Genomic DNA, 26,501 nt, shown 5'->3' on the forward strand with positions numbered 1-26,501 from the left:
GCCGGCGTCCAGCGTGTTGCCGGCCATCTGAAAGGTCGGGGTCAGATCCGTTTTCCTCTGGAAAACGGATCTGACCCCATTGGTTGTTGCCGTGTTCATCGTGTCGACCAAGGTCGACACCCACCAACAGCAGCGGGACCCACCCCGCCATCCGGCGGCAACCTGCTTTTGACGTTGACGTTGACGTTGATCCGGCGGGTGCAGGGCCGCAGGCCCTGCCGTTACCCCTCTCCGCGCCGCCCGCGCAGGATGTCCCTGAACCACTGCCGATGGTGCTTGTAGGCCCACCCATAGGTCACCTTGCCCTGGGTCATCGCGCGCACCGAACCCTTGATCCAGATCGCGGCATAGATGTGCACCACGATGGCGCACACCAGTACCCAGCCAAACAGTGCGTGCACCAGCACCGAAAAACGGATCACGCCGATCGGGAACAGATGGCTGAAATACTGCCGCCAGATCACGAAGCCGGTCAGCAGCAACGCCGAAAGGCAGCCGATGATCGCCCAGAACAGCAGTTTCTGGCCGGCGTTGAAGCGGCCAACCGGTGGCAGTGTCTCATCCTCGTTGCGCAGCACTTCGCGCATGCCGCGCAGCCATGCGCGGTCGTCGGCGGTAGGCAGGTTGTCACGCCACATGCGGAAGGCGAGCAGGGCGAAGCCCACCACCATGGCCAGGCCGACGAAGGGATGCAGGATGCGTGTCCACGGCCCCCCACCGAACAGCGCCGTCAAGGGGAACAGCGCAGGGTGGAACAGGGCCAGGCCGGACAGCGCGGTCAGCACGAAGCAGATCGCCACGATCCAGTGGTTGATGCGGGTCGGAGCGCGGTAGCGCACGATCTGGCGGGGGTGCGGGGCGTACTTCATGGCCGCTGCTCCTCTTCGATCTTCTTTGCTTCGTGCTCGGCCTGCTCTTCCTCCTCATCGTTGACCGTGTTGCGGCCGATGCCGATGTAGTGCAGGAAGCCCACGAAGGCTGTCGCGGCGATTGCCAGCACGCCCAGCGGCTTGGCCACCCCCTTCCAGACCTCGACCATGGGGCTGATGCGCGGGTCCTTGGGCAGGTCGGCGTACAGCTCCGGCTTGTCCACGTGCTGCAGCACGTACATCACGTGGGTGCCACCGACGCCCTGCGGGTCGTACAACCCGGCATTCTCGTAGCCGCGTGACTTCAGGTCCTCGACGCGGCCGGCGGCATGCTCGGTCATCGCCTGCTTGCTGCCGAACGTGATCGCCCCGGTCGGGCAGGTCTTCACGCACGCCGGCTCCTGGCCCACGGCCACGCGGTCCGAGCACAGCGTGCACTTGTAGGCCTTGTGGTCCTTCTTGGAGATCCGCGGCACGTCGAACGGGCAGCCGGTCACGCAGTAGCCGCAGCCGATGCAGTTCTCCTCCTGGAAATCGACGATGCCGTTGGCGTACTGGATGATCGCGCCCGGCGACGGGCAGGCTTTCAGGCAGCCCGGGTCGCTGCAGTGCATGCAGCCCTCCTTGCGGATCAGCCACTCCAGCTTGCCCTTCTCGTCCTCGTACTCGCGGAACTTCATGACCGTCCACGACTGGTCGCTCAGGTCCGGCGGGTTGTCATAGCTGCCGACGCAGCTGCCGACCTCGTCGCGCAGGTCGTTCCACTCCATGCAGGCGACCTGGCAGGCCTTGCAGCCGATGCACTTGCTCACGTCGATCAGTTTGGCGACCTGCCCGGTGTGGGCGCCGCGCGCCTGCGGCGAGGGCGTGGTGGTGGCCGAGCGGCGGATGATGTCCAGCGATTGCAGTGACATGGCGTGTCTCCTACACCTTCTCGACCTTGACCAGGATGCACTTCGATTCAGGCGTCTGCGAATTGCCGTCACCGATGGCGTTGGTCAGCGTATTGGCGATGTAACCGGGCTTGGCAGCACCCAGGAAGCCCCAGTGGATCGGCACGCCCACCTGGTGCACCGTCCTGCCATCGATCTGCAGTGCCTTGATGCGCTTGGTCACCATCGCTACGGCTTCGATGTGCCCACGCTTGGAGCTGACCCGCACGCGACTGCCGTTGCCGATGCCCAGCTCGTCGGCCAGGGCTGCGCCGATCTCGACGAACTGCTCCGGCTGGATGATGGCGTTGAGCTTGCCGTGCTTGGTCCAGAAGTGGAAATGCTCGGTCAGCCGGTAGGTGGTGGCCACATGCGGGAACTCGTCCGGCGAGCCGATCTGCGCGCGGTCGCTGTCGAACACGCGCGCGGCCGGATTGTTCAGCGTCAGCGCCTGGCCCGGGCTCAGCGGGTTGCTGCGCAACGGCGTGTCGAAGGGCTCGTAGTGTTCCGGGAACGGGCCTTCGGCCATGCCGGCCTTGGCGAAGAAGCGGGCGATGCCCTCGGGGTTCATGATGAACGGGCCCATCCCGCCGGCCGGGTCTTCATCGGCCTTGAAGTCGGGCACGTCGATGTTGCCCCAGTTCCTGCCGTTCCAGGCGAGCAGGGTGCGTCGTGGATCGAACGGCTGCCCGGCGACGTCGCACGAGGCGCGGTTGTACATCACGCGGCGGTTGGCGGGCCACGCCCAGGCCCAGCCCAGCGTGTTGCCGATACCGGTGGGATCGCTGTTGTCGCGCCGTGCCATCATGTTGCCGGTAGGCCCCCACGCACCGATGTAGATCCAGCAGCCGGAAGACGTGCTGCCATCGTCGCGCAGGTCGCCGAACGCGGCCAGCTGTTCGCCGGCCTTGCGCACCAGCCGGGTCGGGTCCTTCGGATCGAACACGTCCACCAGTGCCTTGCCGTTGTACTCCATCGCCAGTTCTTCCGGCGTCGGCAGTTTCGGGTCGGCGTAATTCCAGGCGAGGTCGCGCACCGGCTCCCACCACGCGCCGCCGTCCTTCTCGTACAGCGCCTTGATGCGGTGGAACAGCTCGGACATGATCTCGATGTCGCTGCGCGCTTCGCCCGGTGCGTTGGCGCCCTTCCAGTGCCATTGCAGCCAGCGCGAGGAGTTCACCACCGCGCCGTTCTCCTCGGCGAACGAGGTGGTCGGCAGGCGGAACACTTCGGTCTGGATGGTGCTCGGGTCGACGTCGTTCAGTGCGCCATGGTTCTGCCAGAAGGCGATCGTTTCGGTTTCCAGCGGGTCCATGCTGACCATGAACTTCAGCTTGGAGAACGCGCTGATCAGCTTGCCCTTGTTCGGTGCCGAGGCCAGCGGGTTGAAGCCCTGGCAGATGTAGCCATGGATCCTGCCTTCGTTCATCAGCTCGTAGGCCTGCAGCATGTCGTAGGGCTTGTCGAGCTTGGGCAGGTGATCGAAGCACCAGTTGTTGTCGGCGGTGGCGGCATCGCCCCACCACGACTTCATCAGACTGACATGGAACTTCGGGTAGTTCTGCCAGAACGACATCTGGTTGGCGCGCAGCGGCTTCTGCGTGCGCTTGGCGATGTAGGCGTTGTAGTCCTGCTCGTCCTGCCTGGGCAGTGTCAGGTAGCCCGGCAGCAGGTCGGACATCAGGCCGATGTCGGTCAGGCCCTGGATGTTGGAATGCCCACGCAGGGCGTTCATGCCGCCGCCGGCCACGCCGATGTTGCCCAGCAGCAGCTGCACCATCGTGCCGGCGCGCACGTTCTGCGCACCGACGGAGTGCTGCGTCCAGCCCAGCGCGTACAGGATGGTCATCGCCTTGTCCTTGCCGGCGGTGGACGCGATCATGTCCCAGATCTGGCGGATGCTGTCGGCGGGCGTACCGCAGATGCGTTCGACCATCTCCACGGTATAGCGTGCGTAGTGCTGCTTGAGCAGGTTGTAGACGCAGCGCGGGTCCTTCAGCGTCGGGTCGCTGCGTACGTAACCGTCGTCGCCATACAGGTAGTCCCAGCTGGAGCGGTCGTAGCTGCGCTTCTGCGGGTCATAGCCCGAGTACAGGCCGTCGGTGAAGGCGAATTCGTCCTTCACCAGGAACGACATGTCGGTGTAGTTCAGCACGTACTCGTGCTGGATGCGGTCCTCGGCCAGCAGGTAGTTGATCAGGCCACCCAGGAACACGATGTCGGTGCCGGTGCGGATCGGCGCGTAGACATCGGCCACCGCGGCCGAGCGGTTGAAGCGTGGATCGATGACGATCAGGCGGGCCTTGTTGTGTGCCTTGGCCTCGGTCACCCATTTGAACCCGCACGGGTGTGCCTCGGCGGCATTGCCACCCATGATCAGGATCAGGTCGGCATTCTTGATGTCGACCCAGTGATTCGTCATCGCACCTCGGCCTAGCGTCGGGGCAAGACCTGCCACCGTCGGGCCGTGTCAGACACGTGCCTGGTTGTCGAATGCGAGCATTCCAAGCGAGCGGACGACCTTGTGGGTCAACACCGCGGTTTCATTGCTGGTGGCCGAGGCCGCCAGCATGCCCGTGGTCAGCCAGCGGTTGACCGTCTGCCCCGCCTCGTTCTTCTGCACGAAGTTGGCGTCGCGGTCTTCCTTCATCAGCCGCGCGATGCGGTCCAGAGCGTCGTCCCAGCTCAGGCGCTTCCACTCGTTCGTACCCGGTGCCCGGTATTCCGGGTAGAGCAGGCGCGATTTGCTGTGGATGATGTCGGCCAGGCCGGCGCCCTTCGGGCACAGCGTGCCGCGGTTGACCGGATGGTCCGGGTCGCCCTCGATGTGGAAGATGCTCGGCTCGGCGTTCTTGGCGCCATCGCCGAGGCTGTACATCAGGATCCCGCAGGCCACCGAACAGTACGTACAGGTGTTGCGGGTCTCGGTGGCGCGGGTCAGCTTGTACTGCCGCACCTCCGCGAGCGCGATGCCGGGCGCGAAGCCCATCAGGGCCAGGCTGGAGCCCACCAGGGTTGTCCCGGTGACCTTCAGGAACTGGCGGCGACTCATCGAGGGCATGCCGTTCTCCTTGGATGGCGGGGAGGCGTGCAGGCCTCCGGGCTGTCGGTGGGTACGGCCGTCGAAGGGGAGAACCGCCAGCATGCCGCGAGCGTCTTTCCGGGAACGACCGCAATGCCCCGGTTATAGCACAGCCCCCCGCATGCCCATGTGGCACAAGGCCGGCCGGGTGTGGCCGGGCGCGGGGAGGGGCCGCTCTGGTAAAGTTGCGTGCCCGCACCCCGGGGAGCCGTCTGCCGGGCCTGGTTCCAGGATGTTCCGCGCAGTCCCCGCCGTCCTGGCGCGATCCTCCGCGCCATGTCTGGAACATCGAGGAAAAATTTTGCGAAATCAACCAGTTGGGTTCCGTGCATGAGCGCCCCGTCCACCCCGTCGGCCACCATCGCGCGCGGCACGCTGTACATCGTTGCCGCCCCTTCAGGCGCCGGCAAGAGCAGCATCGTCAACGCGACGCTGGCCCGCGACCCGCAGATTGCCCTGTCGATCTCCTTCACTTCGCGGGCCATGCGACCGGGTGAAGTGAACGGTGAGCACTATCACTTCGTCACCGCAGAGAAGTTCGAGCAGATGATTGCTGCGGGCGACTTCTTCGAGCATGCATGGGTGCACGGAGACTGGAAGGGCACGGCGCGGCAGTCGGTGGAACCGCAGCTGGCGGCCGGCCAGGATGTGCTGCTGGAGATCGACTGGCAGGGCGCGCAGCAGGTCCGGCAGCTGGTACCGGGCACGGTCACCGTGTTCATCCTGCCGCCGTCCAAGCAGGCCCTGCAGGACCGCATGCGCAAGCGTGGGCAGGACAGCGAGGCGGTGATCGCCCAGCGCCTGGGCGCCGCCCGCGACGAGATGCTGCACTTCAACGAGTTCGACTACGTCATCGTCAACGAGGTGTTCGACACCGCCGTGGACGAGCTGTGCGCGATCTTCACCGCCAGCCGCCTGCGCCGCGAGGCCCAGAAGGTCCGCCACGCCGGGCTGATCCAGGCCCTGTTGACCCCTGATCCGGGCGCAACTGACTGATTCCAAAAGAATCGGGTGAGGGTTGGCTTGATTTTGTCCAGCCCCTGCCGGTACACTCCGTCCCCTTTCCCTCATTCGACTGAGCGGCCGACCGGTCGCCGGGAGCCCGTATGGCCCGCATCACCGTAGAAGATTGCCTGGAAGTCGTTAACAACCGTTTCGAGCTGGTCATGATGGCCTCCAAGCGTGCCCGCCAGCTCGCCAATGGCGTGCAGGCCACGCTGGACAACAGCGAGACCGAGGACAAGCCGACCGTGCTGGCGCTGCGCGAGATCGCTGCCCGCAAGATCGACAACGCGCTGATCGACGAAGTCGAGAAGGCCGAGCGTGAGCGCGCCGAGCGCGAAGCGCTGGAGTGGGCCGCCGCGGAAGTGGTCGCCGATGAAGACATGTCCAAGAACGACGATTGATCGCATCGATCAACGTCATCGCTGGACACGCCGAACAGCCCGCCCCGTGCGGGCTGTTTCGCATTCAGGATTTGCCGTAAACGTCGCGCTGGAATAGGCTTCGGGCATGAACCCAGGCCCCACTGCCAAGGTCGCCGCAGCCCCCACTGCCGCCGTACCCGACTACGTCCTCCAGCTTGAACGCGCCGCCCATTACCTGCCGCCGGAGCAGCTGCCGCTGCTGCGCCGTGCCTGGGAAGTCGGGGCCGCTGCGCACGCTGGGCAGACACGCAAGTCGGGCGAGCCCTATATCACCCATCCTGTGGCGGTTGCGCAGGTGCTGGCCGAGCTCGGCCTGGATGTCGAAGCGCTGATCGCCGCGATCCTGCACGACACCATCGAGGACACGCCGCTGACCCGCGAGGCGCTGGCCGCCGAGTTCGGCGAGCCGGTTGCCGAACTCGTCGATGGCGTGACCAAGCTGGACAAGCTGAAGTTCCGGGACCGCCAGGAAGCTGCCGCGGAGAGCTTCCGCAAGATGCTGCTGGCGATGTCGCGCGACCTGCGCGTGATCATGATCAAGCTGGCCGACCGCCTGCACAACATGCGTACGCTGGGCGCCCAGAGCCGCGAAGCGAGGAGCCGCATCGCCCGCGAGACGCTGGAGATCTACGCGCCGATCGCGCAGCGACTGGGCATGAGCCTGGTCAAGAGCGAGCTGCAGAACCTGGGCTTCAAGGCGTTGTATCCGTGGCGCCACGCGATCCTGGAAAAGCACATTCGCAGCCAGCCGGTGGTGCGCCGCGAGGCGATGGCGCAGGTGGAAGTGCAGCTGTCGCAGCGCCTGGCGAAGGAGGGCATCGAACACCGCCTGGTCAGCCGCATCAAGACGCCGTGGAGCATCTACAACAAGATGCGCGACGAGAACAAGAGCTTCGACCAGGTGATGGACGTGTTCGGGTTCCGCCTGGTCGTGCGCAGCGTGCCCACCTGCTATCACGCACTGGGCTCGGTGCATGCCACGTTCAAGCCGCTGGACGGCCGCTTCCGTGACTTCATCGCCATTCCCAAGGCCAACGGCTACCAGTCGCTGCACACCGTGCTCTTCGGACCGTACGGCTCGCCGATCGAGGTGCAGATCCGTACCGAGGAAATGGACCTGATTGCCGAGCGAGGCGTGGCCGCACACTGGACCTACAAGTTCGGTGGCGATTCGCCCAACAGCGCGCAGAGCCGTGCCCACGCGTGGATCGTCGAGTTGATCGATTCGCAGCGCGCGGCCGGCTCCTCGCTGGAATTCCTCGACAACGTGAAGGTCGACCTGTTCCCGGACGAGGTCTACCTGTTCACGCCGAAGGGGAAGATCCTGGCCCTGCCGCGCAATTCCACCGCGCTCGATTTCGCTTACGCCGTGCATACCGATGTCGGCAACATGGCGGTGGCCTCGCGCGTGGACAAGAAGCTGGTGCCGTTGCGCACCAAGCTGGTCTCCGGGCAGTCGGTGGAGATCATCACCGCGCGTTCGGCCACGCCCAAACCACAGTGGCTGGAGTTCGTGGTCACCAGCAAGGCGCGCACCGCGATCCGCCACCAGCTCAAGCAGCTGGAGCACGAGGACGCCGTGCAGCTGGGCCACCGCATGCTTGACCGTGCGCTGGAGGCGATGGATTCCTCGCTGGAGCGGCTGCCGAAGGGGCGCCTGGATGCATTCCTGGCCGAGCACCGTTTCCCGCGTCTGGAGGCCCTGCTGGCCGAAGTCGCGCTCGGCAACTGGATGCCGACCCAGGCCGCGCAGGCGCTGATGGCCTATGCGGAACTGCGTGGCGGCCCGCATTCGCGCCACCACTCGCAGGAGAAGATCCTGATCAATGGCAGCGAGCGCGGCGTGGTCACCTTCGCGGGCTGCTGCCAGCCGATTCCCGGCGACGACATCATGGGCTACCACACCGCCGGCAAGGGCATCGTGGTGCATCGGATGGACTGCCCGAACCTGGCCGAGCTGCGCAAGTCGCCCGAGCGCTGGGTGCTGATCGGCTGGGATACCACCGTTTCCGGTGACTACGACACCTCGCTGGTGGTGGAAGTGGAGAACGGCACCGGCGTGCTGGCCCAACTTGCCGCCGCGATCGCGCAGAGCCAGTCCAACATCGAGCGCGTGGATTATCTGGATCGCGACTTCAACGCTGCCGTGCTGGCGTTCAACATCCAGGTGCGCGACCGCAACCACCTGGCCGAGGTCATGCGGCGCCTGCGCCGCCTGTCGGTCGTGCAGTCGGTGCGCCGCCAGTAAAGCCACGCCATGCGTGGATGGTTCTTGTAGAGCTGAGCCCACGCTCGGCTGCTCTTGCCTGAAGCAGCCGAGCATGGGCTCGGCTCTACGGATGGCGCATCGCAGGCCCGGATTGAAGTAGATCCACGCCATGCGTGGATGATATTCCGTGCACACGATGCGCGAGGTCGGATCACGCCGCCTGTTCGCGCCAATACGCATGCAGCGCCGGGATATCCCCAGCGGTCAGCAACGGCATCGCCGCCTTGATCTGCGCCAGCGGCCACTCCCACCACGCCATTTCCAGCAACCGCGCGATGTCCTCCGCTTCGAACCGGCTGCGCAGCACCTTGGCCGGGTTGCCGCCCACGATGGCGTAGGGCGCCACGTCGCGGGTCACCAGTGCCCGGCTACCGATCACGGCACCATCGCCAATGCGCACTCCCGGCAGGATCATCGCCTCGGCGCCGATCCACACGTCGTTGCCGATCACGGTGTCACCGGCCGGCCTGAAGGCGTCATTGGCCGCGGCAAAGGCCGACTCTTCCTGCATGTAGAAGAACGGAAACGTCGATGCCCAATCGTGCCGGTGGCCCTGGTTGCCAGCCATGATGAAGCTGACGCCGCTTCCTATCGAGCAGAAGCTGCCGATGATCAGCTTGTCCACGTCGTCGCGATCAGGCAGCAGGTAGCGCGCGCAGTCGTCGAAGCCGTGCCCGTGGTAATAGCCGGAGTAGTAGCTGTAGCGGCCGACGAGGATGTTGGGGTTGGTGACCATTTCGGTCAGCAGCTTGCCCTTGAAGGGGGAGTCGAACACGTTTGCCATGGCTTGGTCCCACAGGAATCAGCAGCCAGTCTACGGATGCGCCCGGCCCGGAGACCATGGGTGGATGGTGCACCGGTAGCGCCGGGCCATGCCCGGCGAGCGCGCCACGCAGCATGAACCAAACGTCGCCGGGCATGGCCCGGCGCTACCGGGTTGCTACAATCGCCGCTCTGTTTTCCAAATGCACCGGAGCGACCATGTCCCGCCAGATCATCAACACCGAAAAGGCGCCTGCCGCCATCGGCCCTTACTCGCAGGCCGTGCGCGCCGGCAACACCGTGTACTTCTCCGGCCAGATCCCGCTTGATCCGGCGACCGGCGACATCGTCGGTGCCGGTGATGTCGAAGCCCAGGCCCGCCGCGCGTTCGACAACCTCAAGGCCGTGGCCGAAGCTGCCGGCGGTTCGCTGGACCAGGTCGTGCGCCTTGGCCTGTACCTGACCGACCTGGGCGAGTTCGCCAAGGTCAACGCGGTCATGCAGGACTACTTCCAGGCTCCGTTCCCGGCCCGTTCCACCATCGAAGTCTCCGGCCTGCCGAAGGGCGCCAACTTCGAGGTCGACGCGGTGATGGTCATCGACTGACGCCCCCGTGGCACGCAAGGCGGCGGTCACTCCGGTCCTGTCACCGTCCGGCGAAGCATCCCTGGCGATGCTCGCCGGCGTGGGTCCGGCCGTGGCCGCCAAGCTGCAGGCGCGTGGCCTGGCCACCCTGCAGGATCTCTGGCTTCACCTGCCGCTGCGCTATGAGGACCGGACCCGGCTGACCCGCATCGAAGACCTGCGATCCGGCGTGCCGGCACAGGTGGAAGTGCGCGTCGTCGCGGTCGAGCGCGGCATGCGCTACCGGCCGATGCTGAAGGTGGCGGTCGAGGACGAGGGGCAGGGCACCCTGGTGCTGCGCTTCTTCCATTTCCGCCAGCAGCAGGTCGGCCAGTTCGCGGTCGGCAACCGCCTGCGCTGTTTCGGTACGCCCAAGCCGGGCCACCTTGGCCTGGAAATCGTTCATCCCAGCTACCAGGTGCTGGGGCGCAACGATGATCCTGAACTTGGCGACCGCCTCGATCCGGTGTATCCCACGGTGGAAGGTGTGGGCCCGATGACGATGCGCAGGCTGATCGGCCAGGCGCTGGATCGCCTGCCTGAAGAAGCCGCGCTGGAACTGCTGCCCGTCGGCTGGCTCGATGGCCTCGGCCTGCCGTCGCTGCGCAGTGCGCTGCTGACGGTGCACCGGCCGCCACCGGATGCCGACCTGGCCGCGCTGGCCGCCGGCACCCATCCGGCGCAGCGCCGGCTGGCGATGGAAGAACTGCTGGCGCACCACCTCAGCCTGCGTCGCCAGCGCATCGCGCTGCAGGCGCATCATGCGCCGCCGCTGGCCGGCCCCGGTGCGCTGGCCAAGGCGCTGCTGAAGCAGCTGCCGTTCGCCCTCACCGGCGCGCAGGCGCGCGTATTCAAGCAGATCCGCGAAGACCTCGCGCGACCTCGTCCCATGCTGCGGCTGGTGCAGGGCGACGTGGGTTCCGGCAAGACCGTGGTGGCCGCGCTGGCCGCCATGCTGGCGGTAGAGCAGGGCAAGCAGGTCGCGCTGGCTGCGCCCACCGAACTGCTGGCCGAACAGCATCTCAACAATCTGCGCGGTTGGCTGGAGCCGCTGGGCGTACGTATCGCCTGGCTGGCCGGCAAGGTCACCGGCAAGGCGCGCGCGAAGGTGATGGAACAGGTCGCCAATGGCGAAGCGCAGGTGGTGGTCGGTACCCACGCGCTGATGCAGGAGGCGGTGGTGTTCCAGGACCTCGCCCTGGCCATCGTCGACGAACAGCACCGCTTCGGCGTGCACCAGCGCCTGGCGCTGCGCGACAAGGGCGCCGGTGGCAACAGCGTGCCACACCAGCTGGTGATGACCGCCACACCGATTCCGCGCACGCTGGCGATGTCCGAGTACGCGGACCTGGACGTATCGGCCATCGACGAACTGCCGCCGGGCCGTACGCCGGTGCAGACCGTGGCCCTGAACAACGACCGCCGGCCGGAGCTGATCGAACGTATCGCCCTGGCCTGCGCGGAAGGACGGCAGGTGTACTGGGTGTGCACGCTGATCGAGGAAAGCGAAGAGCTGGATGCCACGCCCGCACAGGCCACCTTCGAATCGCTGCAGGCGCTGCTGCCGGGCGTGCGCGTGGGGCTGGTGCACGGGCGGATGAAGGCCGTCGAGAAACAGGCGACCATGCTCGCGTTCAAGGCCGGTGACATCGACCTGCTGGTGGCGACCACGGTGATCGAAGTGGGTGTGGACGTGCCCAATGCCTCGCTGATGGTGATCGAGAACGCCGAGCGTTTGGGCCTGGCCCAGCTGCACCAGCTGCGCGGTCGCGTCGGCCGCGGTTCGGCGGTGTCGCGCTGCGTGCTGCTGTACCAGGCACCGCTTTCGCAGATGGCGCGTGAGCGTCTGCAGACCATGCGCGAAACCAACGATGGCTTCGTCATCGCCGAGAAGGACCTGGAACTGCGCGGGCCGGGCGAACTGCTTGGCACGCGGCAGACAGGCCTGGCCGGCTTCCGCATCGCCGATCTGGCACGCGACGCCGGCCTGCTGCCCGGCGTGCATGACCTGGCCGAGCGCCTGCTGGCCCAGCAGCCCGCACTGGCCGACCGCGTGGTCAGCCGCTGGATCGGCACGGCCGTGCGCTACGCCTCGGCGTAAGCGGCCTCTGTGCGCTGCGCGCGGGAGTCGAGCATGGCTCGACTCTACAGACAGCCTTCTCGATCATCCCGTGGAGGTGTCGACCAAGGTCGACACCTACCAGAGCAAAATGCCGTTCCGACAGGCCGCGGGAAACTGTCGGACCCACCCCCGCCATCCCCCAGAAAACCAGCTTTTGCCGTTGCTCTGGCGTTTGCCGTTGATTCGGCGGGTGCAGGGCACAGCCCTGCCAGAACCCCCATACTTGCAACGGTCATCATCCCGGTCCACACTTCGTTGCCGATCTGAAGACGGCAACGATGACCCACAAGATCCCCCTGTTGATCGACACCGATCCCGGTGTGGACGACGCCCTGGCCCTGCTGATGGCCTTTGCCGATGAACGGCATGACGTGGTCGCCCTGACCATCGCCGCCGGCAATGTCGGCCTGCAGTACACCGTCCGTAACGCCCTCAAGCTCTGCGACATCGTCGGCCGTCCCGACGTGCCGGTGTTTGCCGGCAGCCCCGATCCGCTGCTGCATCCCTCCGTCGATGCCGCGCATGTGCACGGCCGTGATGGCTACGGCGATGTCGATCTGCCACCGCCGGGTCGACAGGCCGAAGCCGAGCATGCCGCGCTGGCGATCCTGCGCCTGTCGCACAAACATGCCGGCGAACTGATGCTGGTGATGCTCGGCCCGCTGACCAACCTGGCGCTGGCGCTGAAGCTGGACCCGACCCTGCCTCAGCGCATCAAGCGCATCGTGGTGATGGGCGGCGCGGTCACCTGCCACGGCAACATCACGCCGGCGGCGGAGTTCAACATCGCCTTCGATCCGGAAGCGGCGCACGTGGTGTTCACCGCATTCAAGCACCTGCTGGTGTCGGACTGGGAAGCCACCGTCGCCCACGGCCTGCCGCTGCAGCAGGCCGAGACGTGGCTGCAGGCCGATTCGGAGCGCGCCCGCTTCTATGAGCTGATCTCGCGCAAGACCCGTGGCCTGTCCGAAGACAGCAAGGGCGGACGCTGGTACACCGCCGATGCCCTGGCCATGGCCTGGGCGCTGAACCCGGAAGGGCAGCTGCGGGTGGAATCGCGGCCGCTGAACGTGGAACTGAACGGAACGTTCAGTCGCGGCGCGACCCTCGTCGACTGGAACCGCCAGACCGGCCAGCCGGACAACTGCGACCTGCTGATGGCCTACGACCAGGCCCGCTTCGAAAGCCTTGTGCGGCAGGCACTTGGCGCGGACTGAGCGCGGATCCACGCAACCGGTTGCCCCAAGGGGCGGCCGGTGCTTATAATGCCGCTCTTGACCACCAGCCCATTTACGGTGTGAGCCCATGAAGGCCGATATCCATCCGAACTACCGCGACGTCGTCTTCCATGACGTCACCTCCGATTTCAAGATCCTGACCCGCTCCACCATGGCGACGAAGGAAACCATCCAGTGGGAAGACGGCAACGAATACCCGCTGGTCAAGGTTGAAATTTCCTCGGCTTCGCATCCGTTCTACACGGGCAAGCACAAGGTCATCGACACCTCGGGCCGCATCGACAAGTTCCAGAAGCGCTACGCGCGCTGATCTGTCGATCCCGCTCCGAACCGACGGCCGCGCTCTGCGCGGCCGTTTGTTTTTCCCCGGCGCCTGCCCAACAGGCGTTTGGATGGACAGAACACTGCGTTCGCGTGACAACGCTTTTGCCGATCCGGGCCACTCGCTGGCCGGGTTCCGGCCGCCTGCCGTCTACGACTTCCGTCTAGCACCGGGCAAATGCTGCTGTGCGATAATGGCGTGATCCACGACACAGGTCGTGGACGTCATTCACGTGCCTGACCAATGCGCTTGGGCAGGCGCCTTCCCATGAAGGAGCGCACACAGTGTCCGATCTTGATCAGGTCACGCTCAACGCCGGCGACACGTCGGTCGTTCTGCCCGTCATCAAACCCACCCTTGGCAACGACTGCGTCGACATCGCGAAGCTGACCAAGGAAACGGGGTTCTTCACCTACGATTCCGGCTTCACCGCGACGGCCAGCTGCAAGTCCGCCATCACCTACATCGACGGCGACAAGGGCGTGCTGCTGTACCGCGGCTACCCGATCGAACAGCTGTCGGAAAAGTCGAGCTACGTCGAAGTGGCCTACCTGCTGATCAACGGCGAGCGTCCGAGCGCCGAGCAGCTGAAGGCCTTCACCGATGAGCTGGCTGCCGAGGCCAACGTCCCCGATTCGATCAACACCCTGATCGGCAGCTTCGCCAAGGATGCCCATCCGATGGCCATCCTGGCTGCCGCGATCGCGCAGCTGTCGGCCGTCTACCACGACGCGCTGGACCTGTCCGACGCCGAGCAGCGCCGCCAGGCCGCCGTGCGCCTGATCGCCAAGGTGCCGACCCTCTCGGCGCTGATCTACCGTCACGGCAAGGGCCTGCCGGCCAACACGCCGGACACCTCGCTGGATTACGTCAGCCGCTTCCTGAAGCAGACCTTCGAGTCGGCCGACGGCCAGTACGAACTGAATCCGGACGTGGTCAAGGCGCTGGACCTGCTGTTCATCCTGCACGCCGACCACGAGCAGAACGCGTCCACCTCGACGGTGCGCCTGGTCGGCTCGACCGGTGCCAATCCGTATGCGTCGGTTGCCGCAGGCGTCACCGCGCTGTGGGGTCCGGCCCATGGCGGTGCCAACGAAGCCGTGCTGAAGATGCTGGAAGAAATCGGTTCGGCCGACAACGTGGAATCGGCCGTGCTCAAGGCCAAGGACAAGACCTCCGGCTTCCGCCTGATGGGCTTCGGCCACCGCGTCTACAAGAACTTCGATCCGCGCGCCAAGGTCATCGGCGAGATGACCAGCAAGGTGCTCAAGCAGCTGGGCGTGCAGGACCCGCTGCTGGACGTGGCCGTGAAGCTGGAGCAGGCCGCGCTGCAGGACGACTACTTCGTCGCCCGCAAGCTGTACCCGAACGTCGATTTCTACAGCGGCATCATCTACAAGGCGCTGCAGATTCCGACCGAGATGTTCACCGTCATGTTCGCCCTGGGCCGTACCTCCGGCTGGGTGTCGCATTGGCTGGAACAGCAGGTCGATCCGGAAATGAAGATCGGCCGTCCGCGCCAGGTCTACACCGGCAGCGACGTGCGCGACTACCAGGGCTGATCGCCCCGCAACCGCAACGTGGAAGAACGCCCCCGCAAGGGGGCGTTTTTTTTTTGCCCATGCCGTGGTCGTGCCCTGGCCGGAGCAATGCCGAAAGCGTCGCATTCTGCTGGTCACGGCACGCGCGATGCGTGTGTGATGTCGCAGAAGTACGCGTAATCGGCAATCAAGAAACGTTGCATGTACACCGCAGGAGCCGATCAATACCTTGACCGCGCTGCTGGCAGGGCAGGTCCGTGCCGGCAGTGCTTCCATCCAGGAGGCAACCCAATCCATCAGAGAGAGAAACCATGTCGCACATGTTCAAGAAGGCCGCCCTGGCCGTGGCGCTCGCCGGCGCTTCGCTGACCGCGCAGGCCGCCGCGGAAACCAACATCACCGTGTGGGCGAACGTCGATCCGACCCTGTCCCTGCTCAAGGCCGACGGCACCGCGCTGCCGGACGCGGTGCAGCTGGTCTACCGCGCCGGCGGTGCCGGCCTGTCGTCGTGGACCGAAGATGTGCGCATCTTCACCAATGACACCGAGAAGGACGTCAGCGTACGCCTGGCGGCCGACGCCGTGCTGCGTCCCGACCTGGCCGCACCGGGTGCCATCAACGTGCCGCTGACGGTCAGCCTCAACGGCCGCGCCCTGGAGACCACCCCGATCGACTTCGCTGCAGACGACCTGTTCGACAGCGCGATTCCGGGTGCGTCGATCGCCATGCCGCTGCGCGTGCAGCAGACCGTGTCCGGCGAGATCAACTTCGCGGGCCTGTACAGCGGCACCGTTGCGCTGGTCGTGTCGCAGAACACCGCCGCGCCGTAATCCCCACCGCGCCGGCCCGTGCGCGGGCCGGCCGGCCATCGGTTGTCTCCCCATGTTGATACCTGCACCTGCCCACAGCCGGCTGGCGGTCGCGCTCGCCCTGACGTTGGCCATTCCGGCCCTGCCGACTGTCCACGCACGGCCGGTACCGGCCGGTTTCGAAGACCTCGCCAGCGGCCAGACCGAGCGTGTCGAGGTACGCCTGTTCGGGCAGTCGGCCGGCCTGTGGTCCGCCTGGGTCACGCTGGATACGGTGCAGCTGGACCAGCCCGCGCAGGTTCTGGAAGCCCTGGGTCTCAGCGCCGATGCGCGCGACGCGCTGCAGGCGGCACTGGCTGCACCGCTGCCGCGCAACAGTCATCTGGCGTGTCCCTACGGCCAACCGGATCCCGGCTGCGGCTGGATCGACAGTCCGGACGATCCTGCGCAGGTGCACGCCATCTTCGATGAAAGCGATGGCGTATTGATGTTGTTTCCGGCACGCCGGTGGCTGCCACAGCAGAGCGCGGAGCGCTCGCCGTTCCACCAGGTGTCCGAGCAGGCACAGAACGCGCTGCTGCAGCAGCAGACCGTGAATTTCAGTGGGGGGGATGGCTATCAGGCGTTGAGCGTGCAGGGCAGCACGGTGCTTGGCGTGCTGCGCGATGGCCATGTCGCCAGCAGCTGGAACTACAGCCGCCAGGCGCGGCAGGGTTATCGCGCGCATGACCGCTTCCAGCTGGACGATCTCTACTATCGCCACGATCTTGCCCAGCGCCACTACGTGCAGCTGGGCCGCATGGACCGGCGCAATCTGTCCAGCCAGCAGGGCGGCACCTTCGGTTTCGGCATGCTGCCGCTGGATCGCTTCGAAGGGCTGCGCGTGGGTACCACGCAGGCCTACGTCGATACCGACGCGAACGTCACCTCCACCCCGTTGACCGTGCTGCTCGGCCGCGATGCACGCGTGGACGCCTTCGACGGTGATCGCCTGCTGCAGACCTTTTACCTGCAGGCCGGTGTTAACGATCTCGATACGCGCCGGTTTCCGCTCGGCAGCTACACCGTCACCCTGCGCATCTATGAGGATGGCCGCTTCGTGCGCAGCGAGGAGGCGCCCTTCAGCCGGGGCGGCGACTGGTCCGAGCGCAGCCTGCAGTGGTTCGTGCAGGGCGGGCGGCGTCGTGCGCATGCGACACGTGCAAGTGACATCGGCGATGCGTCCGACACGGCGGTACAGGCGGGGTTGCGCATCCCCCTTGCGCGCAACTACGGCATGACAGCGGGTATCGCCCGCGTCGCCGATACCGGTTACGGCGAACTGCGCCTGGAGGGACGCCAGCAGTTCGGGCGGCATGACCTGCAGGCGATGGTCGGTGTGCTGAACGGAGGCGACGGCAGCCACGGCCTGCAGCAGCAGCTGAGCTATCGCCACTACGCCTCCTGGAATGTCTATCGGCAACGCCTGCGCGGTGGCGCCTGCCAGAGCAGCACGCCGGTACTGCATGACCGCTTCGGTTGTGTCGATGCGCTCAGTGCCTCGGTATCGGCGCCCCTGTTCGGCGGCAGCCTGTACCTGGGATACACGCGCCGGCGCAGCTTCACCCCGGAGTGGAGCCTGCCCGGCGAAGACGACGATGCCTGGACAGGCCTGCCGCCGGGCCTGTTGCCGCCGTATGTGCCGGCGCTGCGTCCTGCGCAGACCTCGCGCAGCCTGCAGGCCAGTTACAGCCGTACCCGGCAGTGGCGTGGACTGAGCATCGGCAGCCGGCTGGGGGTGTGGCAGCAGGACACCGACACCGGCAGCGGGCGCGGGCCTGCCCGTGATCGCGGCCTCTACCTGAACATTGCAGTCTCGCGGCTGCAGCGGATCGACGACGGCAGCGTGCAGCAGCGCGTGGCGCTGGACATGCGCCAGCCCCAGCACAGCCGCCCGGATGCCCGCCTGGGCCTGTCGCATTCGCTGCGGCAGGAGCGCGACGGCGACGCGCGCGATCTGGGCGCCGAGCTGAGCGCGTACAACGACGACCGCTACAGCGCGCTGGCCAGCGCCCGTATCGACAACCGCTTCGGGCAGAGCGGTGCATCGGTGTCGTACTACCAGCACCACGGTGGGGGTGAACTGGCCTACAGCGGCAACCACACGTCGGGGCTGTCGCTGTCCGCACGCGGGCTGCACTGGGGCGGCGCCCATGGCGCCGATGCCGGGGTAGTGGTCAGCGTGGACGATGCGCGCGATCTGGAGCTGAGTGGCGCGGCTGCCGACATCCGCGCCGGCAGCAACCGGCGCCGCATCCTCGGCTTCGGCGAGCGCCGGCTGCTGCCGCTGGGCGGCTACCAGCGTCACCGCGTGGACGTGCAGGACGCCAGTGCGCACGACAGCGACGCCGCAGTGCGTGTCGCCCGCCTGGGCGCGGCGCAGCACGCCTTCCTGCTACCGGGAAAGGTGATCGCGCTGCCGGTCACGCTGGACGTGACCTACACCTTCATCGGCAACGCACGCGACATCGCCGGTACCCCGCTGGAAGGCGCCCGCATCCTCAATGCGCCGGTGCCCTCGCTGGGCCGCGACGGCGGCTTCATCGCCGAGTTCCCGCAGCGCGAGCCGGTGCTCTACCTGCTGCGTGCAGGCGACCTGCTGCAGTGCCCGCTCACCGTGCGTGAGCGCCGCAGCGTGGTGCTGCTGGTCGGCCAGGTGCAGTGCGAACCGCTGGCGCTGGAGCAGTTGCCGGCACCGATCCGCCACCAGGCGCGGGTACAGCGGCTGCTCAACGAACTGGCCCCGGTCGCGGGGCGCAACGAACGCAACGTGATGAGTGGAGGTGCGCGATGAGGACCGCATGGAGGCTGCTGCTGGCCGCGGCCTGCCTGCTTGGCAGTGCACAGGCGCTGGCACAGCGCCCACCGGCAACGACGCCGGCCACCGGCGTGATCACCACGGACATCGTCCGCACCTTCGACCGCTCCGCGCCCGAAGCGCTGGAGCTGTGGGCGCCGCGGACGGTGCTCGGGTATGGGGAGGTGGAGCTGGGGTACGGGAAGATCCATCTGACGTGTGATGAAGACCCTGCGTATGGGCGTTGTCCGACGCGTGATACGCAGGAGGGGCCGGCGGGAAGGCGCCAACTGCAGCTAGATTTTCGCGACCATCGAAGTGGACAAGTGATCGGAGTTGCGCTCACTGGCTGGCTTGAACGTGTCGAGTGGGAGCGCTTCTGCTCGATCGATTTTTGGCATCCCGGTGAGTATCCCTTGTGGACCTCGCAGGTCAACGAATGCCTGATTCCACCAGGTGGAACAAGCGCAGCGCTTATCCTTCAGGAAGTTGACATCGCGCAGTTGGTCGCCGGCCGCTGGACTGCAGAACTCCGCCTCAACCTGCGCATCGATCCCGACGGCCCGATCATCGCCACCCATGTGTTCCGGTTCGATCTGACCATCACCGATCGCGACCGCACCATGATCTACCTGCCCGAGTTCGGCATGGCCGAGCCGCTGGTGGGCCTGCAGCTGGACTACCGGCCGATTCCCTCACCCGGCACGATCGGTGGCACCGCCGTGCTGGACATGTGTCTGTACGACGGCATGGGCTCGCAGAGCGAGTATCTGGCCATCACCGCACGTGACATGGGCCCCGCCGCGCCGGGCCGTCCGCCATCGCAGTACTCGGTCTGGCACCGCGACGGTGGGCGCGAGGCGCAGGACCGCCTGGACTACCAGCTCAGCCTGGACCACAGCGGCCAGAAGATCGCCCTGCGCAACAACGAGGAAGTGCTGCTGCGCGGCATCGATACCGCCGAGCTGCGGCTGGTGATGCTGCCCGACATGAACCAGTGGGTGTACTGCGTGCCCACGCCGCTGACCCTGGAAACCCCCCGTGTGCCGGCGTCCGAGAAACGCGAGGGCTACTACGACGGCCGCCTCAAGCTCGAAATGCGCCTGCCGACCGACCGCCTCTGACCTTCCCCTGGAACCCGATCCCATGAGCAAGATTCCCCTGGCCGGCGCGCTGCTGCTGGCCCTTCTGCCAGCGGCACCGGTGCTGGCCAATCTCAACGTCCACCCCATGCGCGTGCACGCCGAAGCCGGCAAGACCACGACCGTGCGCGTGCACTCGCAATCACCGCAGCCGCAGTACGTGCAGGCCACGGTGAAACGCATCCTGCACCCGGCCAGTGACCACGAAGAAGAAGTCGATGAGGCCGTCGGCACCGCAGCGGTCATGGCGGTCACGCCAGGACGCTTCGGTCTGGCAGGAGGCGGCACGCGCCTGATACGGATCATTCCGCTGCAGCCGGTCGAGCAGGAAACCGCGTTCCGCATCTACTTCGAAGGCGTACGCGGTCCTGATGACAGCACGCCGGAGGTGCCGGTGCAGGGCGCCAGCGCCACGCTGGGCGTCAGCCTGGTCTGGGGCGTGCTGGTCAATGTGCTGCCCGCCGAGGGGCGCGTCGAGATGGCCCTGGACGGTGATCGCCTGTTGAACCGCGGCACGCTGCGGCTCGGCGTCAACCAGGTGCAGGACTGCGCCGCAGACGGCCGCTGCACCACGCACGAAATCAAACGCAGCCTTTACCCCGGCGCGGCGATGACGCTGCCGTTCGTGCCCCGCGCTGGCGGGCGTGTGGAGATCGACTACCGGCTCAGCCACGCCGGCTTCCGTGAGCACCGGCAGACGCTGCAGCCCTGACTGCCTGGCCTTGCGCCCCCAGGTTCCCGTTTCCCAACCACCGAGACATCGATGAATCGCATCTACCGTTTGATCTGGAATACCCGCCTGCGCTGCTGGGCCGTGGCCAGCGAGCACACCCGTTCGCGCGGCAAGCCGGCTTCGGCGGCACGCCCGCTTGCCGCCGCCCTGTGCGTGATGCTGGCCGCTCCCGCGTTCGCGACCGAGGTTGCATCGGATCCGTTGATCGTGCCCGACGCCATTGCGGCGGAGGCTGACGCAGCACCGGCAGAGTGGGACGCGTTGATGAGCGCGTTCATCGGCTCGCCTGCCACGTCGCGCAGTGTCGGCACTACCAGCTACCAGAACGTGCTGATCGGTGGAGGTTCCACGGTCAACAGCACCAAGGGCGTGGCCATCGGCGTGGGTTCGGTCACGGCGTTCGACGGCATCGGTATCGGCAACAATGCCCAGGGACTTGCCGGTGGCGTGGCCATCGGCATCAATGCGGGCACGGGAAGCGGCGAAGGGGGCACTGCGATCGGCAAAAGCGCCACGGCGCTGGGAGTCGGGGCCGTCGCGATCGGCCTCAACAGCTACGTTGGCGCGTCCGGTAACAGTGCGGTCGCGGTCGGGCGCAATGCCCGGGCCGAGGGTAGCGATGCCACGGCGATGGGGCCGAGGGCACAGGCGTCGGGATCCAGATCGGTAGCGCTGGGCAACAATGCGCAGGCACAGGCGCAGGGATCCGTCGTCATCGGTGACGGCAGCAGACTTGCCAACGGCAACGCACACCACGCCATCGTGATCGGCAGCGGTGCGCGCTCCGGCGGCTACGATGCGGGCATCGCCATCGGCCAGAACGCCGTGACCGACGGCCACGGCAAGGCCGTGGCGCTGGGTGCCAACGCCAATGCCGGGCAGAGCAATGCAGTGGCCCTGGGCGCCGGCTCGGTCACCAGTGCCAGCAACCAGGTCTCGGTGGGCAATGACACCCTGAAGCGCCGCATCGTCAATGTGGCCGATGGCACCCTGAGCACCACCAGCAGCGAAGCAGTGACCGGCAAGCAGCTGCACGCCACCAACCAGAGCATCGCCAGCGCGACGGGCACGGCGAACGCGGCGAAGACGGCCGCAGACCAGGCTGCGACGAAAGCCGGGCAGGCCTTGGCCAGGCTGGATGGCAGCCGCATCGCGATTGGGACCGGTGCCACTGCAACGGGCACCAACAGCACCGCCATCGGCAATGCCGCCGATGCGTCCGGTGGCTACAGCAACGCCCTGGGTTTCCAGGCGTCCAGCGCCGGCAGCAACGCCGTGGCGATGGGCACCCTGGCATCTGCGGACGGCAGCAGTGCAGTGGCATTGGGTAACCGCGCGCGGACCGAGGGGGGCGACAACGGCGTGGCCATCGGCAATGCGGCATTGGCCTACAACAATGACGGTCTTGCACTGGGCAACAATGCCCGCAGCGGCGTCAATGCGGCCGGTGAGCGCGTTGCCGCGTCCAACGGCGGCGTGGCGCTCGGCACCGGCTCGCGCAGCGGCAATGGCGGCGTGGCATCGGGCCTGCGTGCCTCGGCCACCGGCGATCGTGCCGTGGCCATCGGCAACGACGCCAAGGCCGACGTGATCCATGCCACCGCACTGGGCTATCAGGCGGCGGCCACAGGCAACCAGGCTACGGCGCTGGGCCGCGGCAGTGTGGCCAGCGCCCGCTTCGCTACATCTGTCGGCAATCTGTCCGAAGCGACGGCCGAGAGCAGTGCCGCCCTTGGCGACCGCGCGCTGGCCAACCACACCGGTTCGGTGGCGCTGGGCAGTTCCTCCACCACCTCCGGCAGCAACCAGGTCTCAGTCGGTAATGCCACGCTCAAGCGCCGTATCGTCAATGTGGCCGATGGCACGCTGAGCAGCACCAGCACCGAGGCGGTCACCGGCAAGCAGCTGCATGCGACCAACCAGAATGTCACCGCAGTCAGCCAGGCGGCTACTGCGGCCCAGGCCGATGCCACACGCGCGCTGACGGCCCTGGCCAGCACCACCACCGCCGTCGGCCAGGGGGCGTCGGCGGGTGGCAATGCCGTGGCGGTCGGCCATTCGGCGAAAGCGGAGGGCTCCCACAGCAACGCCTTCGGTTACCAGGCCAGCGCGGCTGGCGCCAACGCGGTGGGCGCGGGCACCCTGGCGGGCGCCGCGGCTGACTCCTCGGTGGCGCTGGGCAATCGTGCCGCCGTGGATGCCACCTCCAGCGGCGCCATCGCACTGGGCACCAACGCCAAGGTCAATGCGCAGGCGGGCAACAGCGTCGCCTTGGGCGCGGGCTCGGTGGCGACCGGCGCCAACCAGGTCTCGGTGGGCAGTGCCACGGTGAAGCGGAACATCGTCAATGTGGCTGACGGAACGCTGAGCACCACCAGCGCCGAGGCGGTGACCGGCAGGCAGCTGCATGCCACCAACCAGAACCTCGCCACGGTGAATGCGCTGGCCAACACCGCACACAGCATCGCCAACGATGCGCAGACCAAGGCCAACGCGCTGGGGGGGCTGCTCAGCCAGAGTGCCGGCAACAGCGACGTCCGCGTCGGTGCCAGCAATACCGGTGGCGCGGTGGACATGCGCAACCAGTCCAGCGCCAACCGTCGCGTCACCGGCGTGGCCGACGCGGCACTCAGCAGCACCAGTGCCGATGCGGTCAGTGGCCGGCAGCTGCATGCCACCAACCAGAACGTCACGCAGGTCACCGCCACCGCCGCCACGCTCAGTGGCCTGGTCGGCCAGGCGGCAGCCGGCGGCGATCTGCGGCTGGGCGCGCAGAACAGTGGCACCGTCCTCGATGTCCGTAACCAGGGCAACGCCAGCCGTCGTATCAGTGGCGTCGCCGATGGTGTGCTGAGTGCAGCCAGTACCGACGCGGTGAGTGGTCGCCAGCTCAACACCACCAACCAGAACGTGACCACGGCCACCACCCTGGCCAATACGGCGCACAGCGTGGCCAACGCCGCCCAGTCCACCGCCAACGATGCACAGGGCAAGGCCAACGTGCTCGGTGGCCTGCTCAGCCAGACCTCGTCCACCGGCGACGTACGACTGGGAGCCGCCAACAGCGGCGGCGTGCTGGATGTGCGCAACCAGGGCAACCAGGCGCGTCGCGTGCACGGCGTTGCCGCCGGTCAACTGTCGGCCACCAGCGACGATGCAGTCAGCGGCCGCCAGCTGTTCGACAGCAACGCGCAGATCGCCCGCAACCGTACGGACATCGACCGCCTGCGCGAGGACTTCGAGGGCTTCGATCCGGACCTGTCCGATGTGGTGCGCTTCGACGCAGGCGGCAATGTCGACCTCGAGGGAGGCCGCCTGCTCGCCGTGGGCGACGGACAACTCAGTGCCGACAGCCGCGAGGCGGTCAATGGCGCGCAGCTGTTCGCCACCAATACGAAGGTGACCGAGCAGGGCGCACAGATCGCATCCGCGCGGGACGACCTGGATGCGTTGCGCGTGGACTTCGACAACTACACGCCTGACCTGGGCAGCGTCGTGCAGTTCGGCGAGGATGGCACGGTGGACCTGAAGGATGCGCGTCTGGTCGCCCTGGCTGAGGGCGAGATCGGTGCAGGCAGCCGCGAGGCGGTCACGGGCGGGCAGCTGTTCGTGACCAATGAGCGGGTGTCGGTGCTGGAGGAGGCGCAGAAGTATGTGGTTGTCGGATATGACGAATGGAGCGGTGCTGCCGAGGTTGGGATTCTTGCAACGGCAATGGGCAGCGACACCAAGGCAATGGGAGAAGGGGCAACTGCGGTTGGCAGCTTCGCACAGGCGTGGGGCAAGAACTCCGTATCGTTGGGGCGCGCAGCCCTTGTCCGTGAAGGTGCGGAGGATGGCTTCGCTTTGGGCGCACGGTCCCAGGTGAATGTTCAGAACGGTATTGCATTGGGCGGTTCCACAAAGGTTCTCGAAGGAGCACGCAATAGCGTCGCTTTGGGTTGGGGATCAGTCGCTACCGACGTCAATGAGGTCTCATTGGGTGGCGGTGGAATTCTGCGTAGAGTCACGAATGCGATGAACGGCATCGCCGGAAATGACCTCGCTAATGTCGACCAGCTCTCCGGCGTGGTGAGCGCTCTCGGCGGCGGCGCGGGCTTTGCCGCGGATGGCAGCGTGATTGCTCCCTCCTATGGTGTGCAGGGCTCCATACACGGCACGGTAGGCGATGCACTGGCCGCGCTGGATGCAGGCGTGGACAGCAATCGCGGCGGATTGGATGCAATGGACGCGCGCCTCAATACGCTGGATCAGGCGCGGGCGATGGCGGATGCCAGTGCCGTGCGCTTCGGCGCCGACCGTTCCGCCGTCGATTTCGGTGGCGCGCGCCTCATCAACGTCGGCGAGGGTGATATCAGCCACGCCGGCAGCCGGGAGGTGGTTACGGGCGGGCAGCTTCATGCCAGCAACCAGCGGATCGCTGGCCTGGAGGAGAAGCACCTGTATGCCATCGTAGGCTATGACGAGCTGAGCAAGCCAGCTCAAGCAGGGCTTCTGGCAACGGCAATGGGAAGTGACACATTGGCTATGGCTGAGGGAGCCACTGCAATCGGCAGTTTTGCTCAAGCTCGGGGCAAAAATTCAGTTTCTCTGGGTCGCGCGGCATTGGTTCATGAGGGTGCGGAGAATGGCTTTGCGCTGGGTGCACGCTCACAAGTGCAAGTGCTCAATGGTGTCGCACTTGGTTCTTCCGCTGTAGTTCACTCTGGCGCCACTCAGAGTGTTGCACTTGGCTCATGGTCTGAAGCGCGAGGAGCCAATGAAGTTTCATTGGGGCATGCGACTCTCAAGCGTCGCGTAACCAACGCTGCCAACGGCCGCGATGCCAGCGACCTCACCACCGTCTCCCAGCTCCGCAGCGCCTTCGCGGCCTTCGGCGGCGACATGCGCATGGATGCCGACGGCAACATCGTCGCGCCGGAGTTCCACGTGCAGGGCCAGCGGCAGGCCACGGTCGGTGATGCGCTGAAGTCGCTCGACGGCGCGGTGGTCGACACGCGCCGGGATCTGGCCAGCATCGATGCGCGCTTCGAACGCCTGTTCGACGATGGCGGCGTCCGCAATGACGGTACCGGCCAGCTGCGGCTGGCCGGGGAACACGGCAGGGTGCTGGGCAACGTGGCCAACGGCATGATCGCGCCGGGCAGCCGCGATGCGGTCAATGGTGGTCAGCTGCACGCCGTGCAGCAGCAGCTCAACGGCCGCATCGACGGACTGCAGTCGCAGATCGACGGGTCGGCGACGGCCAGCCGCCAGGCAGCGGTGGACGACGTCGCTGGCGAGTCGCCGGCGGACAGCCAGACCCCGGCACCGCCGGTCAAGGACGCGCCGTCGGTGGCCTCCACCGACACGCCGAAGCCGAAGCCGGAAGCCGACGATCCGTTGCCGCAGGTGGACTCGCGTGCCGTGGATCAGGCGGTGAACCAGGCGCAGGCCTACACCGACCAGGCGATGGCCAGCGTGGACCGCCGGCTGGACCGGATGGACAAGCGCCTGAACCGGATGGCGGCAATGGGCAGTGCGCAGGCGGCGATGGCGATGAACACCGCCGGCCTGCAGACCTACAACCGCCTCGGCGCGGGTGTGGGCCATGCCGAAGGCGAGTCGGCGCTGGCGGTGGGTTACCAGCGCGTGCTCAACGAGCGCGGCTCGGCCACCTTCAGCCTCAATGGTGCCTTCACCAACAGCGGTGAGCGCACCGTGGGCGTGGGCTTCGGCGTGGGCTGGTAACCGGCAGGGCGACGCGGTCCGGTCGCCCTGATGCATGACGACGCCCCACGCGGTCCGCCGCGT

17 protein-coding genes are annotated in these 26,501 nt (G+C 66.8%); 13 read left to right on the top strand and 4 right to left on the bottom strand.

All coding sequences use genetic code 11. The features are described 5' to 3' along the window. Nucleotides 1-221: 221 nt before the first annotated feature. From ABE543_RS06000 to fdnG, 3 genes are read right to left on the bottom strand one after another with little or no spacing between them, the layout of a single operon-like run. Nucleotides 222-869: a formate dehydrogenase subunit gamma gene (locus ABE543_RS06000; RefSeq protein ID WP_053519460.1), complete on the bottom strand. Its 648-nt coding sequence runs from the start codon at nt 867-869 to the stop codon at nt 222-224. Next, complete coding sequence (gene fdxH / locus ABE543_RS06005; protein WP_065181684.1) at nt 866-1,783, bottom strand: formate dehydrogenase subunit beta; 918 nt, start codon at nt 1,781-1,783, stop codon at nt 866-868. Before fdxH ends, ABE543_RS06000 begins: the two co-directional genes overlap by 4 nt. A 10-nt stretch (nt 1,784-1,793) precedes the next feature. Then, nucleotides 1,794-4,862, bottom strand: coding sequence for a formate dehydrogenase-N subunit alpha (fdnG, locus tag ABE543_RS06010; protein ID WP_146256248.1), 3,069 nt, complete (start codon nt 4,860-4,862; stop codon nt 1,794-1,796). Between the two features lie 351 nt (nt 4,863-5,213). On the opposite strand from fdnG, the gene gmk reads away from it, so the two are divergent. From gmk to ABE543_RS06025, 3 genes are all read left to right on the top strand, one after another. Continuing rightward, the gene (gene gmk / locus ABE543_RS06015; protein WP_053519456.1) at nt 5,214-5,879 is read left to right on the top strand and encodes a guanylate kinase; all 666 of its coding nucleotides are present in this window, start codon (nt 5,214-5,216) and stop codon (nt 5,877-5,879) included. Nucleotides 5,880-5,989: 110 nt separating this feature from the next. After that, nucleotides 5,990-6,289 carry a DNA-directed RNA polymerase subunit omega gene (gene rpoZ, locus ABE543_RS06020; protein ID WP_005410877.1) on the top strand — a complete coding sequence of 100 codons (300 nt, stop codon included), beginning with the start codon at nt 5,990-5,992 and terminating at the stop codon, nt 6,287-6,289. A gap of 106 nt (nt 6,290-6,395) precedes the next feature. Continuing rightward, nucleotides 6,396-8,558, top strand: a complete 2,163-nt coding sequence (locus ABE543_RS06025) for a bifunctional (p)ppGpp synthetase/guanosine-3',5'-bis(diphosphate) 3'-pyrophosphohydrolase (protein WP_053519455.1) — start codon at nt 6,396-6,398, stop codon at nt 8,556-8,558. A gap of 172 nt (nt 8,559-8,730) precedes the next feature. On the opposite strand, the gene catB is transcribed toward ABE543_RS06025, so the two are convergent. After that, nucleotides 8,731-9,363, bottom strand: coding sequence for a type B chloramphenicol O-acetyltransferase (gene catB, locus ABE543_RS06030; RefSeq protein WP_111186780.1), 633 nt, complete (start codon nt 9,361-9,363; stop codon nt 8,731-8,733). A 197-nt stretch (nt 9,364-9,560) separates the two neighbouring features. Here catB and ABE543_RS06035 point away from each other — a divergent pair, with 197 nt between their 5' ends. From ABE543_RS06035 to ABE543_RS06080, 10 genes are all read left to right on the top strand, one after another. Beyond that, nucleotides 9,561-9,947 (top strand): RidA family protein, encoded by a 387-nt coding sequence (locus ABE543_RS06035; RefSeq protein ID WP_053519454.1) that lies wholly within the window; start codon nt 9,561-9,563, stop codon nt 9,945-9,947. A 7-nt stretch (nt 9,948-9,954) separates the two neighbouring features. Then, nucleotides 9,955-12,066, top strand: a complete 2,112-nt coding sequence (gene recG / locus ABE543_RS06040) for an ATP-dependent DNA helicase RecG (protein ID WP_346475429.1) — start codon at nt 9,955-9,957, stop codon at nt 12,064-12,066. 299 nt (nt 12,067-12,365) lie between these two features. Continuing rightward, complete coding sequence (locus ABE543_RS06045) at nt 12,366-13,304, top strand: nucleoside hydrolase (protein WP_065175735.1); 939 nt, start codon at nt 12,366-12,368, stop codon at nt 13,302-13,304. Nucleotides 13,305-13,392: 88 nt separating this feature from the next. After that, the gene (locus ABE543_RS06050) at nt 13,393-13,635 is read left to right on the top strand and encodes a type B 50S ribosomal protein L31 (RefSeq protein ID WP_005410871.1); all 243 of its coding nucleotides are present in this window, start codon (nt 13,393-13,395) and stop codon (nt 13,633-13,635) included. Between the two features lie 296 nt (nt 13,636-13,931). Beyond that, nucleotides 13,932-15,209 carry a citrate synthase gene (locus ABE543_RS06055; protein WP_164150898.1) on the top strand — a complete coding sequence of 426 codons (1,278 nt, stop codon included), beginning with the start codon at nt 13,932-13,934 and terminating at the stop codon, nt 15,207-15,209. A 290-nt stretch (nt 15,210-15,499) separates the two neighbouring features. Next, on the top strand, nt 15,500-16,018 hold the full coding sequence (locus ABE543_RS06060; RefSeq protein WP_346475430.1) for a CS1 type fimbrial major subunit: 519 nt from the start codon (nt 15,500-15,502) through the stop codon (nt 16,016-16,018). Between the two features lie 52 nt (nt 16,019-16,070). Beyond that, nucleotides 16,071-18,830 carry a TcfC E-set like domain-containing protein gene (locus tag ABE543_RS06065; protein WP_346475431.1) on the top strand — a complete coding sequence of 920 codons (2,760 nt, stop codon included), beginning with the start codon at nt 16,071-16,073 and terminating at the stop codon, nt 18,828-18,830. Continuing rightward, nucleotides 18,827-19,957 (top strand): CfaE/CblD family pilus tip adhesin, encoded by a 1,131-nt coding sequence (locus tag ABE543_RS06070; RefSeq protein ID WP_346475432.1) that lies wholly within the window; start codon nt 18,827-18,829, stop codon nt 19,955-19,957. The genes ABE543_RS06065 and ABE543_RS06070 overlap by 4 nt, the downstream gene beginning before the upstream one ends. Nucleotides 19,958-19,979: 22 nt before the next feature. After that, nucleotides 19,980-20,687 (top strand): pilus assembly protein, encoded by a 708-nt coding sequence (locus tag ABE543_RS06075; RefSeq protein WP_197600564.1) that lies wholly within the window; start codon nt 19,980-19,982, stop codon nt 20,685-20,687. A 51-nt stretch (nt 20,688-20,738) separates the two neighbouring features. Beyond that, nucleotides 20,739-26,438, top strand: a complete 5,700-nt coding sequence (locus ABE543_RS06080; RefSeq protein ID WP_346475433.1) for an ESPR-type extended signal peptide-containing protein — start codon at nt 20,739-20,741, stop codon at nt 26,436-26,438. Nucleotides 26,439-26,501 lie beyond the last annotated feature (63 nt).

Origin of the sequence: Stenotrophomonas sp. TWI169 (genome assembly GCF_039674705.1) — a bacterium.
In the GTDB taxonomy this organism is placed as follows: domain Bacteria; phylum Pseudomonadota; class Gammaproteobacteria; order Xanthomonadales; family Xanthomonadaceae; genus Stenotrophomonas; species Stenotrophomonas maltophilia_P.

Coding starts and splice junctions, on each gene's coding strand:
- ABE543_RS06045 (WP_065175735.1), top strand. CDS start 12,366: ATGACCCACAAGATCCCCCTGTTGATCGACACCGATCCCGGTGTGGAC.
- ABE543_RS06070 (WP_346475432.1), top strand. CDS start 18,827: ATGAGGACCGCATGGAGGCTGCTGCTGGCCGCGGCCTGCCTGCTTGGC.
- rpoZ (WP_005410877.1), top strand. CDS start 5,990: ATGGCCCGCATCACCGTAGAAGATTGCCTGGAAGTCGTTAACAACCGT.
- ABE543_RS06025 (WP_053519455.1), top strand. CDS start 6,396: ATGAACCCAGGCCCCACTGCCAAGGTCGCCGCAGCCCCCACTGCCGCC.
- ABE543_RS06060 (WP_346475430.1), top strand. CDS start 15,500: ATGTCGCACATGTTCAAGAAGGCCGCCCTGGCCGTGGCGCTCGCCGGC.
- fdxH (WP_065181684.1), bottom strand. CDS start 1,783: ATGTCACTGCAATCGCTGGACATCATCCGCCGCTCGGCCACCACCACG.
- ABE543_RS06065 (WP_346475431.1), top strand. CDS start 16,071: ATGTTGATACCTGCACCTGCCCACAGCCGGCTGGCGGTCGCGCTCGCC.
- gmk (WP_053519456.1), top strand. CDS start 5,214: ATGAGCGCCCCGTCCACCCCGTCGGCCACCATCGCGCGCGGCACGCTG.
- ABE543_RS06035 (WP_053519454.1), top strand. CDS start 9,561: ATGTCCCGCCAGATCATCAACACCGAAAAGGCGCCTGCCGCCATCGGC.
- ABE543_RS06000 (WP_053519460.1), bottom strand. CDS start 869: ATGAAGTACGCCCCGCACCCCCGCCAGATCGTGCGCTACCGCGCTCCG.
- catB (WP_111186780.1), bottom strand. CDS start 9,363: ATGGCAAACGTGTTCGACTCCCCCTTCAAGGGCAAGCTGCTGACCGAA.
- ABE543_RS06050 (WP_005410871.1), top strand. CDS start 13,393: ATGAAGGCCGATATCCATCCGAACTACCGCGACGTCGTCTTCCATGAC.
- ABE543_RS06075 (WP_197600564.1), top strand. CDS start 19,980: ATGAGCAAGATTCCCCTGGCCGGCGCGCTGCTGCTGGCCCTTCTGCCA.
- ABE543_RS06080 (WP_346475433.1), top strand. CDS start 20,739: ATGAATCGCATCTACCGTTTGATCTGGAATACCCGCCTGCGCTGCTGG.